Annotated in this window: 13 protein-coding genes; 3 read left to right on the top strand and 10 right to left on the bottom strand. The window is 48.9% G+C overall.

The window, feature by feature from the left end:
- Window positions 1–2: 2 nt before the first annotated feature.
- The 4 genes from AC1DF0_RS13785 to AC1DF0_RS13770 all read right to left on the bottom strand — a co-directional run bounded on the left by AC1DF0_RS13785 (window position 3) and on the right by AC1DF0_RS13770 (window position 4,415).
- Complete coding sequence (locus AC1DF0_RS13785; RefSeq protein WP_337101319.1) at window positions 3–269, bottom strand: CD3324 family protein; 267 nt, start codon at window positions 267–269, stop codon at window positions 3–5.
- Between the two features lie 610 nt (window positions 270–879).
- On the bottom strand, window positions 880–2,163 hold the full coding sequence (gene hisS / locus AC1DF0_RS13780) for a histidine--tRNA ligase (protein WP_477574369.1): 1,284 nt from the start codon (window positions 2,161–2,163) through the stop codon (window positions 880–882).
- A 267-nt stretch (window positions 2,164–2,430) separates the two neighbouring features.
- The gene (locus AC1DF0_RS13775) at window positions 2,431–3,381 is read right to left on the bottom strand and encodes an EamA family transporter (protein ID WP_477574368.1); all 951 of its coding nucleotides are present in this window, start codon (window positions 3,379–3,381) and stop codon (window positions 2,431–2,433) included.
- Window positions 3,382–3,644: 263 nt separating this feature from the next.
- Window positions 3,645–4,415 carry an RNA polymerase sigma factor gene (locus AC1DF0_RS13770; RefSeq protein WP_477574367.1) on the bottom strand — a complete coding sequence of 257 codons (771 nt, stop codon included), beginning with the start codon at window positions 4,413–4,415 and terminating at the stop codon, window positions 3,645–3,647.
- 197 nt (window positions 4,416–4,612) lie between these two features.
- Between AC1DF0_RS13770 and clpP the strand changes: the two genes are divergently transcribed.
- Window positions 4,613–5,197 carry an ATP-dependent Clp endopeptidase proteolytic subunit ClpP gene (gene clpP, locus AC1DF0_RS13765; protein ID WP_442053339.1) on the top strand — a complete coding sequence of 195 codons (585 nt, stop codon included), beginning with the start codon at window positions 4,613–4,615 and terminating at the stop codon, window positions 5,195–5,197.
- An 11-nt stretch (window positions 5,198–5,208) separates the two neighbouring features.
- Here clpP and AC1DF0_RS13760 read toward each other — a convergent pair whose 3' ends face one another.
- The 3 genes from AC1DF0_RS13760 to aroC all read right to left on the bottom strand — a co-directional run bounded on the left by AC1DF0_RS13760 (window position 5,209) and on the right by aroC (window position 7,931).
- Window positions 5,209–5,577: an AAA family ATPase gene (locus AC1DF0_RS13760; RefSeq protein ID WP_477574366.1), complete on the bottom strand. Its 369-nt coding sequence runs from the start codon at window positions 5,575–5,577 to the stop codon at window positions 5,209–5,211.
- Between the two features lie 98 nt (window positions 5,578–5,675).
- The gene (locus AC1DF0_RS13755; RefSeq protein ID WP_477574365.1) at window positions 5,676–6,425 is read right to left on the bottom strand and encodes a tRNA(His) guanylyltransferase Thg1 family protein; all 750 of its coding nucleotides are present in this window, start codon (window positions 6,423–6,425) and stop codon (window positions 5,676–5,678) included.
- Window positions 6,426–6,875: 450 nt separating this feature from the next.
- The gene (gene aroC / locus AC1DF0_RS13750) at window positions 6,876–7,931 is read right to left on the bottom strand and encodes a chorismate synthase (RefSeq protein WP_442053107.1); all 1,056 of its coding nucleotides are present in this window, start codon (window positions 7,929–7,931) and stop codon (window positions 6,876–6,878) included.
- Between the two features lie 113 nt (window positions 7,932–8,044).
- Between aroC and AC1DF0_RS13745 the strand changes: the two genes are divergently transcribed.
- Window positions 8,045–8,929: a LysR family transcriptional regulator gene (locus AC1DF0_RS13745; RefSeq protein ID WP_442053108.1), complete on the top strand. Its 885-nt coding sequence runs from the start codon at window positions 8,045–8,047 to the stop codon at window positions 8,927–8,929.
- Between the two features lie 27 nt (window positions 8,930–8,956).
- On the opposite strand, the gene AC1DF0_RS13740 is transcribed toward AC1DF0_RS13745, so the two are convergent.
- From AC1DF0_RS13740 to AC1DF0_RS13730, 3 genes are all read right to left on the bottom strand, one after another.
- Window positions 8,957–9,475: a hypothetical protein gene (locus AC1DF0_RS13740; RefSeq protein ID WP_477574364.1), complete on the bottom strand. Its 519-nt coding sequence runs from the start codon at window positions 9,473–9,475 to the stop codon at window positions 8,957–8,959.
- A gap of 61 nt (window positions 9,476–9,536) precedes the next feature.
- Window positions 9,537–11,216, bottom strand: a complete 1,680-nt coding sequence (locus AC1DF0_RS13735) for a type 2 periplasmic-binding domain-containing protein (RefSeq protein WP_477574363.1) — start codon at window positions 11,214–11,216, stop codon at window positions 9,537–9,539.
- Complete coding sequence (locus AC1DF0_RS13730) at window positions 11,216–12,979, bottom strand: sensor histidine kinase (protein WP_442053116.1); 1,764 nt, start codon at window positions 12,977–12,979, stop codon at window positions 11,216–11,218. The genes AC1DF0_RS13735 and AC1DF0_RS13730 overlap by 1 nt, the downstream gene beginning before the upstream one ends.
- 195 nt (window positions 12,980–13,174) lie before the next feature.
- On the opposite strand from AC1DF0_RS13730, the gene AC1DF0_RS13725 reads away from it, so the two are divergent.
- Entirely contained in the window at window positions 13,175–13,687 is a 513-nt protein-coding gene (locus AC1DF0_RS13725; RefSeq protein WP_477574362.1) for a PCYCGC motif-containing (lipo)protein, read from the top strand.
- The last annotated feature ends 10 nt before the right edge of the window (window positions 13,688–13,697 follow it).

Genomic DNA, 13,697 nt, shown 5'->3' with positions numbered 1-13,697 from the left:
CATTAACGAGCCTTTACGATTATTTTGCGAATGCTCTCGCCGGATAGGTGATATTTGCGCTCTAGGTCGGAAACCGTCCAGCCGTTTGTATAAAAGGAATAAATCTCGGCATTGCGCTCTGCGAGCAGCTTCCTCGTACCGCTTGCTTCGCCCCAGCCAATGCGTTGATTCGATGGTTTAGGGATGTAGATCAGATCACCTTGAATGTATTTCTGAAGCTCTTTCAATAAGCTAGGGGGAAGCACATCTCTCCCATTTTTGTAGTTCACGATAAACGTCCTCCTCGAACATGTTCAATTTTGTCGTATTTGCGTTACTGTTCATTTTTACTGCTGTAGCATTTTTCATTGCTTTACTGCCTCCTTTCGCGTATTTGGAATTCTTTTTTTAGAACAAAAAAAACCGTGGATGGTATTCCTCCACAGCAACGGGATACTACATGCCAATTGCGCGGCAGTCTTCTGCCGCTTGCTCGACTAACGCTGCTTCCTTGCAGCATAGATCGATACCGGAACGATACCGGCACTAGGAGATATTCAGTTAATATGCAACCACCATCATACCACCCAGCATGTTGTTCGACTCCTTTCGTCTCCATAATTTGTGTCGTGCACTTATTGATTATAATGAAAGCACTTTCACCTTACAAGAAAAATTTCTCAAATTTGTAGATTATTTTTTTCAGGTATTTCATCGTTATTACAAAAAATAGGGGGAGGCCTTTCGGCCTCCCGTTTATGGATGATTTCCGTCTATTGCTAGACGGAAATCACCTCAAGGTTGTGATACAAAATAGATCAACTCCTTTCCTAGTGATTCGTCGGCCCGACAACCATAGTATACTTCCATTTTATAGGATGGCGAAAGAGAAAGCATTTTTTATAAATAATCTTTACCAACCGTTGCAATCACTTCTGCCAATGTTAACTGTGTTTCGGTCGACGTATCGAGATCCTTCAACGTTGCTGTTCCGGTTGACTTCTCGTTTTCTCCAAGCAACAGGACGTAACGAATGCCGCTAGCCGATGCCGAAGCCAATGCTTTGCGAAGCTTGCGTCCGCTTCCATCTACGCGAACTCGAAGCCCGGCTTGACGAAGCACAGTAGCCGTTTCTAATGCATAGGACAGCGTATACCCAATAGGCAATAGTAAGAATGGAGGACTGGCTGGAGTGGAGATCCTCTCTGTCAATATAGCCATAATGGGCTCCATGCCGAACGATATGCCAACTGCAGGATAATCGATGTCATCTCTTCCAATGAGCTTGCCGATAATCGCGTCGTACCGTCCTCCCCCTCCTAGACTTGACGTATATTGACCAGTGCGATCGAATATTTCATAAACGGTTCCGGTATAGAAGGATAAGCCCCGTGATAAGAACGGGTCGAACCGGCATAACTCGTCTAATCTCGTTGCAGTTATCAAGGATTGCACGGCGATCACCTCATTTGCTCCCTCCGACTTCTCCAGACCATTCATGCGGACTAACTCCTCGAAGGTAAGATCGCTGCGTTCTAACCAGCTCCCTATCGTTTGTCTAACAGAAGGTGCAAGCCCTTTCTCCGCAAGCTCCTCTTGAACGCCTGCAGCGCCGATTTTGGCTGTTTTATCAAGCGTAAGCATGATGGAGGAAGCCTCCGCTTCACGTACACCGGCTGTAGCTAATAGCTCACTTAAAAACCGTCTGTTATTCCATCGCAGCTCGATATCGATATTCAGATCGGCAAATACATCCGCCGCAAGCTGCATGAGCTGGACCTCTGCTTCCGCCCCCTTCGTGCCGATCACGTCGGCGTCACATTGCAAAAATTCCCGCAGTCGTCCGCGCTTTACTGGTCCATCGCGGAACACTTTTCCGATTTCATATCGTTTGAAGGGAAGCATTAGCCCTGGATTCAGGGCTGCAACCTTGGCGAATGGAATCGTAAGATCATACCGAAGCGCAAGCGATCTGCCTCCTTGGTCGCTTAACTGATACATTTCCTTTAATATCTCATCGCCGCCTGCATATTTGGATGCCAGCAGCGACTGCTCATTCAGCATCGGTGTCACCATTGGATCAAAGTCGTAGCGCGCAAACCATTTCTCAAGCGTTCGCTCTACACGTTGTCTTGTAATTTGCTCCGTTCCGTAATAATCGTACGTACCTTTTACATTTTGCATAGCATTCATCCCTTTCGTTTAATTGAGAACATAAAAAAACGCGCAGGACCTCTTGGTCCTGCGCGTTGCTATGCCGCAGGGAGGCCAACGCGAAATGCGTTAGCCCGCCCTGATGTTCGATCAGGTGTGCTAACGCTGCTTGTGATGATGAAGTTGTGCGAACAGAAGTAAATTGGACATGTCGTTCGACTCCCTCAGGCTGTAAAGTAAACCCATTATAGCGAGTTCATCTCGAGATTGCAAATGAACTCCCTATAATTAATGCCGTTAAGCGATGTGATAGGCCTGCTTACTCCCTTTGCCGCGCTTCCACTTTAACAGTTCAGGTAAAGCTATTCCGATTAGGACGGTCGCAACGCCCGTCCATTGGAGCACACTAACGTACTCGTTCAGTACGAAGGCAGACATCATAACCGCAACAGGCAGCTCGGATGCGCCTAGAATGCCGGCCATCCCTTCTCCGATTCTCGGAACACCCACCGCGAACAGCACAGGGGGAATGAATGCGCCGAACAAGCCTAGCAAGAGTCCGATGACGAGCAAGCCTCCCCACAACGTTCCATCGAACAGAAAAGCTGGCGGGAAAATGACGAATACAAGCGTCAGTGCGCCAGCCAGCATCCATGCGCTGCGATACGCGGGGTGCGCGCTAGGAACGGCTTTGCCGCTAAACCATATGAATAGCGAATAGCTGATTGCGGACAGCAATCCCAAGATGACGCCAATGATATTGAATTGGGACATGCCCTGTTCAAGTATGCCCGCAGCCAGCAACGTACCGATAAGCAATACGCCTAGACCCAACATCATAGGACGGCTTGGCCGTCTGCGCTGGCGAACGGCTTGAGCAACGATGCTGATCCACGTGAACTGGAAAAGCAGAATAATGGCAAGCGAAGCCGGTATATGCTTCAGCGATTGGTAATACAGCAGCCCCGTCACGGCAGTCGGCATGCCTGCTGCCATAAGCAGCAGACGCTGTTTCCAAGTAAGACGTGATACGAGCGTCTTCTTTTCAGTAACATTTCTGCCTTTGCACTGAAGACGCTCCCTCCATTTCGTAAACAACGCTAATCCGCAAGCAAGAATAAACCCCATTAGCAATTGACTGCCTACTACTTCGCCAAGCTCATAGCCTTGGCCGTATGCATAGACGACGATGGTGGATAAAATGCCGTAGCTGGCGGCTCCTAAAAATACAGATAATAAATACTTCATGCGTAGTTGATGCTCCCTTCTAGCTGCTGCTTTTTCCTTTTGTACGCAAACAAAAAATCCTAACTCCGAATACGGTTTAATCGTGTGATTAACCGAAATTCGTAGTTAGGAAGTATAGGCTTCCAGTAGAGACCCTCACCCTGTTCCAGCTCATTAGCTGTGAGGTTATACGATTGATATGCGATTGTTTGCCGAACAGCAACAGTTCAAATCTTACACGACAAGTAAGATGTTGTCAATCGGTATTCGCTGTAAATTGCGTACTAAGCGGCCATAAGTAGGCCTGCTCCACTGCCATAGCTATACACTCCATGAGCAATCTGGCTTCGTCCTCTAGCATACGGCAAACGATTGCCGATGATACTCGACACCACTGCCGGTACAAGCTGCTCCTGTTGCATGAGCTCGATCAGCATCACAATATCGCTCATCTGATAGGCATTAGCCAGCGCTTGAATGAAATTCTTATCCGTGGCGGTTTCGCTGTTCCCAGACTCGCCCATTTTATCTTCTAGCAGCTCGCGCTTCACTTGCGTCAGCGTGTGGCGCGCACGATGCAAGGCTGCTTTGACCGCACCTTCGGTCGTACGAAGCCATTGTGCGGTCTCGCTTGTCGAGTAATCAAACACATCACGCAGTATGAACACCGTTCTTTGCAGGGGCGGCATATGCTTCAGCAAGGCTTGGAACAGCTGCTCGAGCTCGAAGAGACTGTCGCTATTGTCAACTATGGCCCCATTAGCGCTMATGGATTGATTTTTCAGCAACTTTAGGGTGACATCCTTCCGTCTAGTCTGATCGATCCACGTCGTCTTTGCTATTCGCAGAAGAAGCGCTTCCGGGTTGCTGTGCCCTTGTGTCCCGAGAATGGGCAGAGCCTTGAGCCATGTATCTTGAGCCAAATCCTCCGCATCATGTCCGGATTTCGTAATCGACAAGCAATATCGGCGTACGGTCGCGTGCAGCTGTTCCGTTGGAATTTCATTTGTGTGAATCGTTTCACTTATCGTAGAACATACGTGCTTGATGGACATGATGTGCCAGCCTCCTTGGCGCTAAATGCTAAATATAAAGGTAACTCGCCTACATTCATAGTGTCTTCTATATGGTAAACGATTGAACTCATCATAAGGATACGCCAAATAAAAATTTTTGTTAACCGTATCTTCGGCCGCATGCCATTCGTTTACGTATCGAAATCGAAAATACAGCCATATGGAGGTTATGAAAAATGAGTTCTTATGTACCTTATGTTGTGGAGCAAACGGGGCGCGGCGAGAGGTCGTACGATATTTATTCGAGGCTGCTGAAGGATCGGATTATTATATTGGGATCAGCTATTGATGATGGGGTAGCGAATAGCATAATCGCGCAGATGCTGTATTTGGCTGCCGAAGATCCTGACAAAGAGATATCGTTATACATCAACAGCCCAGGAGGATCGACGACGGCCGGCTTTGCTATCTTCGACACGATGCAATATTTGAAGCCGCCCGTGCATACGATCTGTGCCGGTCTGGCTGCATCATTCGCTGCAATTCTGTTGCTAGCCGGCGCTAAGGGCAAGCGATTCGCGCTTCCTAACAGCGAGATTATGATCCATCAGCCGCATGGCGGCGCTCAAGGTCAAGCAAGCGATATTGCCATTAGCGCGAAGCGGATTGTTGGTATTCGTTCTAGGCTCAACGCGATCGCAGCCGAACGGACCGGCCAGCCGATAGAACGAATCGAAAAGGATATGGACCGCGATACGTTCATGTCCGCTGAAGAAGCGCTTGAATACGGAATCATCGATAAGGTTATAACATCGTTATAGCCGTTATAATATCAGAGTGAATCGGGAAGCTGAGGCTTCCCTCCTTTCACTTCAATCGTAAATAAGCCATCAATTGAAGTGACTTCATAGATATCGTCAAATCCTTCGTCCCACGTCGGGGGCTGGAGTTTTTTCATGACGCTTTTGATCCCGATATCGGGAATTCTGGCTTTGCCTATTCGTCCTTCATTCCGTCTTATCGACTCCGCATAATCCGGGACGAAATAATAACATACAATACTAAATTGATGCGCTCGCGCTTTCTCGATATATCCTTGGCGTTCTTCGACCGTTGGATTCGTATTATCTACGACGAAAGGTTGCTTCGCATGCAATAAGGCGTCAAGCAGAATCGCTTCGCGATKGCGAGTTCGAAGCATATCCATATTGAGCCTCATATGAGTATCGTACCATTTTTCCTTAAAAAATGTGGATTTCCCCGCAGCTTGCAAGCCTACGAATAAGAGCATTTCCATCCTTATTCACCCTTATCCAGTTGTTGATTGGAATAAACGTATTGATTTATATAGGATCGGTCTTGCGAGAACACAGGCGTCTCGTGGTCTACCTCCCACCGGTTGCGAACAACTTCGCCTACCTGTATCGGTTGCTTTGTGATGCAAACACCGCGCTTTTTCCAAACCGGAAGCTCATTCCAGTTAATGCCCTTCTCGGTGAAAAGCTTGTCCTGCAACTGCTTACCATCGAGTCCTTGAAGCTCAGTTTGTGGGAAATGCGCCTGAGCTACCATCGAGATACTATTTTTGGTCGCATCCTGCTGCCGCCACAGAAAGTAGTTCGTTACTTCGTCCTCCGGAAGCACCCACGCGCGGCTGTCGAAGAATGCCAGTTCTTTGTTCGGATATACGCTGCGCATAATATCATTGAATTTTGCCGTTGCCATTGCTGCCGATACGGACACGATCTTCTGAATATTGTTATCGAACCAAGCTTGTGTCGTCAGCTTATCGTTATTCGTCAGCAAAATTGATATTTCATCGCTTTGGTGATAAATCAGCTTGCAGCCCATCATTTGTCCGGCCAAATATTTACTTGTCTCCCAGAACGCTTGCGTCAGTTTCTCGTCGAAAGGCTTGTMTAGACCTCTTGTAAACGTATGAAAATGACAGCCGTCAAGCCTTATCAACACAGGTAACCGTCTAGGTAAGCTGTAGCGAAACGTATACTCATACCCTTTCATCCGATTGCCGAAATCATCATTTTTCATCAACATATATCCTCCCTCTGAAGTTATACTCTATAATACTTCCAGTAAATGCAAATGGGAATACGTAATATGGATAGGCGCACTTAATTCGACAATGGCGTATATCCATTCAGCTCAAATAGAGTGGCCTCGAATGCATACTCAAATTACGGACCGTACGGCCCTTTAATAGTGATCTTTACGGCAAAAGTGAGTCGTAACGGACATGAGAGCCCTTATTTGATCACTGTTGGCGTTCAAGCGTATTCAAACGGTAGGTATGAATTAGTTAGTGTCCCTAGGGTCCGTAAAAGTTATATTAGTGCATTATAATGCCCGTTAGTGTCATCTGTGTCCGTATTGAAACGAGATGAAAGATTCGGAATAGGGATTTTTTCAAAAACCAAACAAGCCACCCCAACCTCTTAACGGTTGGAATGGCTCTCTGCTCTTATTATTTAACTACATAAATTAATCATGCAGCGCTGCTTGGCGTTTCATAAGATCCTCAAGTACGATGCATGCCATCGCTTCAATGACGGGTACGACACGCGGGCAAATGCATGGATCGTGGCGGCCTTCTGTTACAATAATCTGTTCTTCGCCGCGGACGTTCATCGTCTGCTGCGGCTTCGAGATCGAAGAGGTTGGCTTCACGACGACGCGGAAGACAATCTCTTCCCCGTTGCTGATGCCGCCGACGATGCCGCCTGCGTTGTTGGTCAGATACCCTTCGGCGTTCATTTGATCATTATGCTCGCTGCCCAGCATATCGGCTGCGCTGAAGCCAGCGCCGAATTCGATGCCTTTGATAGCGCCGATCGACAGCATCGCCTTCGCCAGCTCCGCATCGAGCTTATCGAAAACAGGCTCGCCAACGCCAGGTTTCACGCCGCGAATGCGGCACTCAACGATGCCTCCGCAGCTATCTCCTACTGCTGCCAGCTCCTCGATTCGCTTGACCATTTTCTCCGCGGCTGCTGGATCACAAGCACGCACAGGGTTTTTCTCGATTGAATCCTCGACGAACGATTCGCACTTGATACCGCCAATTTCCTTCGAGTAAGCAACGATGCTCACGCCTCTGCGTTCGAGCAGCTTGCGGGCAACCGCGCCTGCGGCTACACGTCCGGCGGTTTCCCGTCCAGACGCTCTCCCGCTTCCGCGATGATCCCTGATTCCGTATTTGCTCAAATAAGTGAAATCCGCGTGTCCAGGACGGAAAGCATGCTGGATATCGCTATAAGCTTCCGGTCGCATATCCTTGTTGTGCAGCATGATGAATAACGGTGTACCTGTCGTCTTGCCTTCGAATACCCCAGACATAATATTAATGATGTCATACTCCTTGCGCGGAGTCGTTACCGATGATTGTCCGGGCTTGCGACGGTCCATCTGGACTTGAATATAGGGCTCATCGATTTCTACGCCTGGTGTTACCCCGTCTATAATGACGCCGACCGACTCGCCGTGCGATTCACCGAATGTCGTTACTTTGAATGCTTCTCCATATGAACTGCCTGGCATAATATGTTGCCTCCTGTCGATGCTGCTTGATTTATAGCTCCATTATAATTTAGTATATGAAATAAATGAAATTCTAATTACGTAATCTTGCCATAGAGAGGATCTATATCATAATGCAAATGAATATGGAATGGTATCGCATCTTTCTTCATACAGCCCGTACGGGCAACCTTACCAAGGCTGCAGCCGAGCTGCATATTACGCAGCCGTCCGTCAGCTATGCGATCAAGCAGCTAGAGGAAGGTTTGCAGATTAAGCTGTTCGATCGGTTATCCAAAGGTGTTCAATTGACGGCTGAAGGTGCCGCTCTGCTCGATTATGTGGAAAAATCATTCCATTTGCTAGGAGCGGGTGAAGAGCGTATGCACGCTTTGCGTAAGCTGACAGCTGGCGAGCTTCGCATAGGAGCAAGCGGTCCGATTATGAAGCATGTGCTACTTGCGCCGCTGGACCGCTTCCATGCTCAATACCCGGATGTACGCGTCAGATTATCGCAGGGCAAATCTTCCGATATCCGCACGAGACTGAAGGAAGGCCAGATCGACGTCGGACTTGTCCATCTTCCGTTCGCCGATCCCGAGCTAATCGTTCGACCGCTCGTCTCCATCCAAGATTGTTTCGTCGTCGGCGACGCCTTCCTTAAGTGGACGACAGAGGTTAACGATCCGTCCGTCCTTACAAAAATACCGCTTCTGCTCTTAACGCAAGGAAGCAGCACAAGGCGGTTCGTTGACCACTGGCTGGCTTCTCAAGGTATACAAGCGGAAGCGGATATAGAATTAAGCAGTATCGATATGCTCATTGAATTTGCCTTGCGCGGCTATGGCGCAGCGTTCATTACGGAATCATTCGTACGGGATGAACTGGCTGAAGGTAAGCTGCACCTGTTAAAGCTTAACGTTAACCCGCCGCCGCGCGAGATCGGGATAGCCGTTAGAGCGGACCGTTCCATGCCGATGCCTGCGAAACGGTTCGTTGAATTGCTTGAGAACGACTAAAGGACTGGCGACTATCATCAACTAAAGCTACACGGTCTCCCAACGATGGCGATACTCCGCTAATCTTGCATGAAGCCTCTCAGGCTCAGACGAAATAAGGAGTCGAAGCTTCACGATCCACTCCTCGAAGGAGGAATACGAGGCGAACTGATTGGCAGTCTCCGGCGTCAAGTACAGAAAGTATGGCGCCGCATACGTCTCGGCAATATGCCGAAGGACGGAATCGATTGGCGTGTATTTCTTCCGCTTGCCGTCTAATCGATCGACGATAACGTCGCTTCTGCCATATTCCCGCTTCCATTCATGAAGCCTGTCTTCACGCTTGTAATAGGCGCTTACCGGCGACTTCGTCATCCGCCTAACGCTCTCTTCATGCAGCGGATACAGAACGAACTTCGCGAAAGCTTTGTCCCTGGCAACAGCTGCTGCAATCTCGAGTTCCTGATCACTAATCTGCTCGAAGGAATCGTAGAAAATAAGCGTCCCTTTCCTCGTCTCCGGCGGCGGCTCGTAGCCGAATGGAACTTTCATTGGATCGTTGCTCATTCATATCCTCCATCCTATCTTGTCTTGTCTATGCAACTCATTATACCCTATTAGAAGCAAATCATGGCAGTTCCGAGGCATGCGCTTTACTCACTTCTTCGTTCACCTCATGCGTAATTTGATTACCGCCTTGGTTATTCCAAGCAAATACAAATGGCTCGAAAGCATCGATGGACAGCTCCCCCGTTACTATTTTCAAATACGTTTCATTCTCAAGCTTCTGCAGCTCGGCCCAGCTCTTCTCCATCGTTGGCGTAGTATCGTAAAATAAACTTTCCACCTTGATCATCGGCTTTTTGCTGACGGCACCGCCCTGCAAGTACGCTTGGGAGCTGCTCCAAGCTTCAAGATTTTTGCGCGGGAGCTCAATCTCCTGCAGCAAATCATCATATAGCGACTTTGTCTCCGTATCGAGACTGTCCCGCTCCATTTCCCCATTCAACGCAAGAATTAATTGATCATGCCGCTTCACGACGGCATCCGGATAATCGAGCAGCAGATCAAACGGATAATAGTTGCGAAGCTGCGGTCCCAGCTGTTCGGCGATCGATCGGAGCTGTTCGGCCTCCTTCCAATCCGGGTCTTGATTGCGTTCCAGCTTCGTTAAGATGTTCAGCACCTTTAACGCGGCTTCCGGATAGGGGTAGCCTTTGCGAACAACGAGATAGCGGTCGGTAAGCGGCGCTGTCTTCGTGACGAACATCCCATCCTTATCAGTCGGCGCAGCATATACTCGCCATTCCGCCTTCGTATCGGTCGATACCGAACCGTTAAGCGGCCAATAAGGCGCCCACCAAGGCGCGAATACGACGCCGGCTTGATTGTTCGAGATTAGCTCCTGAATGTCTTTGCGCAGCAAAAATTGGGAGTCGACAATGCCCTCCTTATACCAGTGCGCAAGCTTAGCAAGCGCGTTCTTCGCCTCTGGTTGAATCGAACCGTATACGACGTTGCCCTGCTTATCGTATATCCAGCTTTGCGGAAATGAATGATAAGCCGCAAACACGCTATTAAGCCCGTGTACCCCCGTCTTCTCGCCATAGACGAGCGTTCTCTCTACGGGAATGCCCGTCGTGTCGGCTCTTCCGTTGCCATCGGGATCATCATTTACGAAAGCATGGACGATTTTCTCGATATCCTCGAGCGTGCTCGGGGGCTGCAGCTTCAGATCGTCGATCCAATCCTGTCTTATCCACAAGTATGAAGGGGCATCCGCTTCAATCGCCACGTTAGGAAAGGCGTACAGCCTTCCGTCTGCTGATGCTTCCCTTATTGCTTGACCGTCAGTCGCCTCATAAATTTCTTGCACGAGCGGCGAGGCATACTTCGGGTAGATATCAGTAAGATCCTCGATCAATTGCTGCTCTTGCAGCAGTCGGAACTGCTCGCGATTCACGATAAAAGCATCAGGAAGATCGTTGCTGCGGATTGCTAGATCAAGCGTGCTCTCATAGCTGTCTTCACCGCTTGCTTCCCAATCGTATTTGATGATTACACCTGTCTGTTCTTCAACATACCGTGTCAAAAAATTATTATCGCCATAATCGCCCTCAGGCAGCTCGATGTCTGAATAGGAATAGGCGACCCGCAACGTAACGGGCGGATTGAAGGCTGACTCTTCTGAGTCGCTATTCGTAGGCGAGGACTCGTTATTTTTGCAAGCTCCCATTAGTAGTAGCAAGGCTATGCAGCCGGCTAGAACCAAACGGTTCGCAGCTCGCGTTATTCGCTTCTCAATCATCAATGAAATCTCATCCTTCCGTCTTCGATAGCAGCCGGTATTTCAACGGAGAGTACGGTTCCTTGACCAGGTTCGCTTGTGATGTGGAGCAAATCGCCGTTGCCGTAGTAACGGTCGAGCAAGCGCCGTACGTAGTTAAGGCCTATGCCCATACCCCCTAGAACAGGTGTTCCCTCCCCCGTGTTAATGAGCCTCGTCAGCGTAGCCTCGTCCATGCCAGGACCGTTGTCGGCAACCTCCACGCGCATTTTCCCTTGCTCCGTCTGCTGAATGGTAATGCGGATGATGCCAAACTGTTCATTTTTGCCATGATAGATCGCATTCTCGACAAGCGGCTGCAGCAGAAACCTTGGAATTGGGATATGATTCGTCCGAGGATCAACGTCGATCTGGAAGTCTAGCTCCCCTTCGTATCGGATGCTTTGCAGCTCGATGTATTTTTGCAGCGCTTCGATCTCATCCCGTACCGTTACAATGAGTCCAGGCTTGCCCATATTGTAGTGGAGCACCTGAACAAGGAGCGTGACGATGCGGTCGATATCCTCCTGGCCATTGGATCTCGCTAACCATTGCACCGTATTCAGGGTATTGTGCAGGAAGTGCGGATTGATCTGGCTGAGCAGCTTCTCCGTCTCCAGCTGGCTCTTCATTCGTTCATTGCGGCCGACCTCGTGGATCAGCTCGTTCACGGTCGTCTTCATGACTTGGAAGTTGCCGAGCAGTTGGTCGAATTCCTCAATCTGCGTAAAGCTGACGGGCGCTTCCCGATCCCCGGTCATTTTGACGATTTCTTTGTTCACCTTGCGAAGCGAGCCATATACTTTGCGCCATATGAGCATCGCAATAAACACCGCTAACCCGGAAGAACCAACGAACAGCAAGCCCATGCGCATAAACCACGCATTGATCTCATGATTGAAAATACTTTGATCGACAGCCGTAACAAGCTTCCAGCCTTGTCCGCTTTCGTATCCGAACAAGTAATGGTCCTTGAACAGCTTGCTCTCGGACACGGCCATCTCCCAGCGGAGCAGCCTAGGATCGAACGGCGGAGTGCCGGTGTCGGCGAAGATCGCCTCTCCCTGCTCATTAATTAAATAATGCGACACCTTCATGCCGTACCATTCGCTGTTCATAATTTTGCGAAACAAATTATAATTGGATTCCAAATAGATGTAGGCCGAATCGACACGATCGGTCTTCAGCTCGCGCATCGAGGAGAATACGATATTTGTACTGTTTTTGTATTGCGTACGATGAGGACCGAAGTACACGGCGCCATTGTAGCGGACGAAGGCGGGAAGGTCATTAACGCCAAAACTGCCGCTAACGGCGAGATTCGTGAACAGAATCGGATTTTGCTGGCCAGGGCTGTAATAGACCGTTAATCCAAGATTCGGATTCGTAAAGTTAACGATGTTAAGACTCGCCTCAATGTCCTTCATCATCTCCGCTTTCTCGGTTAAACTCTCCGTGTTCAAATATTCGCTTACCTTCTCCGCGGTTTGCCCGTCGAGCGCGAATTGCTTGGATACAAAGTCGAGATTGCTGAGCAGATTTTCGAGACCAGTCGCTTCTTGCTTGAGGCTGGCATAAATGCCGGTGCGTATTTTGTTGGAGAGAATCGAATGCAAGGACGAATACGTATACACCGAGAAGAGAATAGGCGGGAATAAGCAGGCAATAAGCAAATAAATGACCAGCGTTCGCCGCAGGGTGCCTGTTTTGAACGGATGCGGCATTTGGCGAAAAAAACGAAGCATGTACAATCGATAATGCCCCTTTCGGAGGAAATCGCTTACATTATAGATTTTACCAGTAATAGCGATAGTCTGTAACTATAAAAATAGCGTTTAGCGTTGTCTAGGATTTGTCACGATCATGCTCAAGCGGACAGCCCGGTTAATGATATACTGGTCAGTAGATATTTCTTACATAGAAAGGGGTCGTATTGTTCAATGAATAAATCTATTCGCTCTKCTATTTACGCTCTTGTGCTTGCCGGGTTTGTGCTTGGGGGCTGCTCGAATAACGCGCATGAGGCCCATAATGGGGAAACCGCGCATGAGGAGCAGCATCATACCGCTTCCGGCGATCTTCAAGAGCAGACAGCTTCGCTTGCCGAATTTCCGTCCTTTCTTGTCGAAGCTTCACCTACGATACGAACGGCTTACGCCGTCGCAGCTTCTTTAACCGACACTCTACCCTATATTCCATGTTATTGCGGCTGCGGCGAGAGCGCGGGCCATCGCAGCAATCTTAATTGCTTTATCGCTGAAATAAAGGAAGACGGCACAGTCGTCTGGGATGATCACGGTACGCGCTGCGGCGTATGCATGGAGATTGCGGTGAAGACTGCTGCAATGAAAGAAAGCGGCATCGAGCTGGAGCGGATTCGCCAAATCATTGACGACACGTATAAGGAAGGTTACGCGAAACCGACATTGACCGAGCTTCCTCCATCCGCTTAATAGAAAATAA

Source organism: Paenibacillus sp. 05T425 (assembly GCF_056396205.1).
This window is presented reverse-complemented; position numbering and strand designations above follow the sequence as displayed.

Excerpts from the sequence above, each read along its gene's own strand:
- clpP (WP_442053339.1), top strand. The coding sequence starts at position 4,613 with ATGAGTTCTTATGTACCTTATGTTGTGGAGCAAACGGGGCGCGGCGAG.
- AC1DF0_RS13775 (WP_477574368.1), bottom strand. The coding sequence starts at position 3,381 with ATGAAGTATTTATTATCTGTATTTTTAGGAGCCGCCAGCTACGGCATT.
- aroC (WP_442053107.1), bottom strand. The coding sequence starts at position 7,931 with ATGCCAGGCAGTTCATATGGAGAAGCATTCAAAGTAACGACATTCGGT.
- AC1DF0_RS13735 (WP_477574363.1), bottom strand. The coding sequence starts at position 11,216 with ATGATTGAGAAGCGAATAACGCGAGCTGCGAACCGTTTGGTTCTAGCC.
- AC1DF0_RS13740 (WP_477574364.1), bottom strand. The coding sequence starts at position 9,475 with ATGAGCAACGATCCAATGAAAGTTCCATTCGGCTACGAGCCGCCGCCG.
- hisS (WP_477574369.1), bottom strand. The coding sequence starts at position 2,163 with ATGCAAAATGTAAAAGGTACGTACGATTATTACGGAACGGAGCAAATT.
- AC1DF0_RS13730 (WP_442053116.1), bottom strand. The coding sequence starts at position 12,979 with ATGCTTCGTTTTTTTCGCCAAATGCCGCATCCGTTCAAAACAGGCACC.
- AC1DF0_RS13745 (WP_442053108.1), top strand. The coding sequence starts at position 8,045 with ATGCAAATGAATATGGAATGGTATCGCATCTTTCTTCATACAGCCCGT.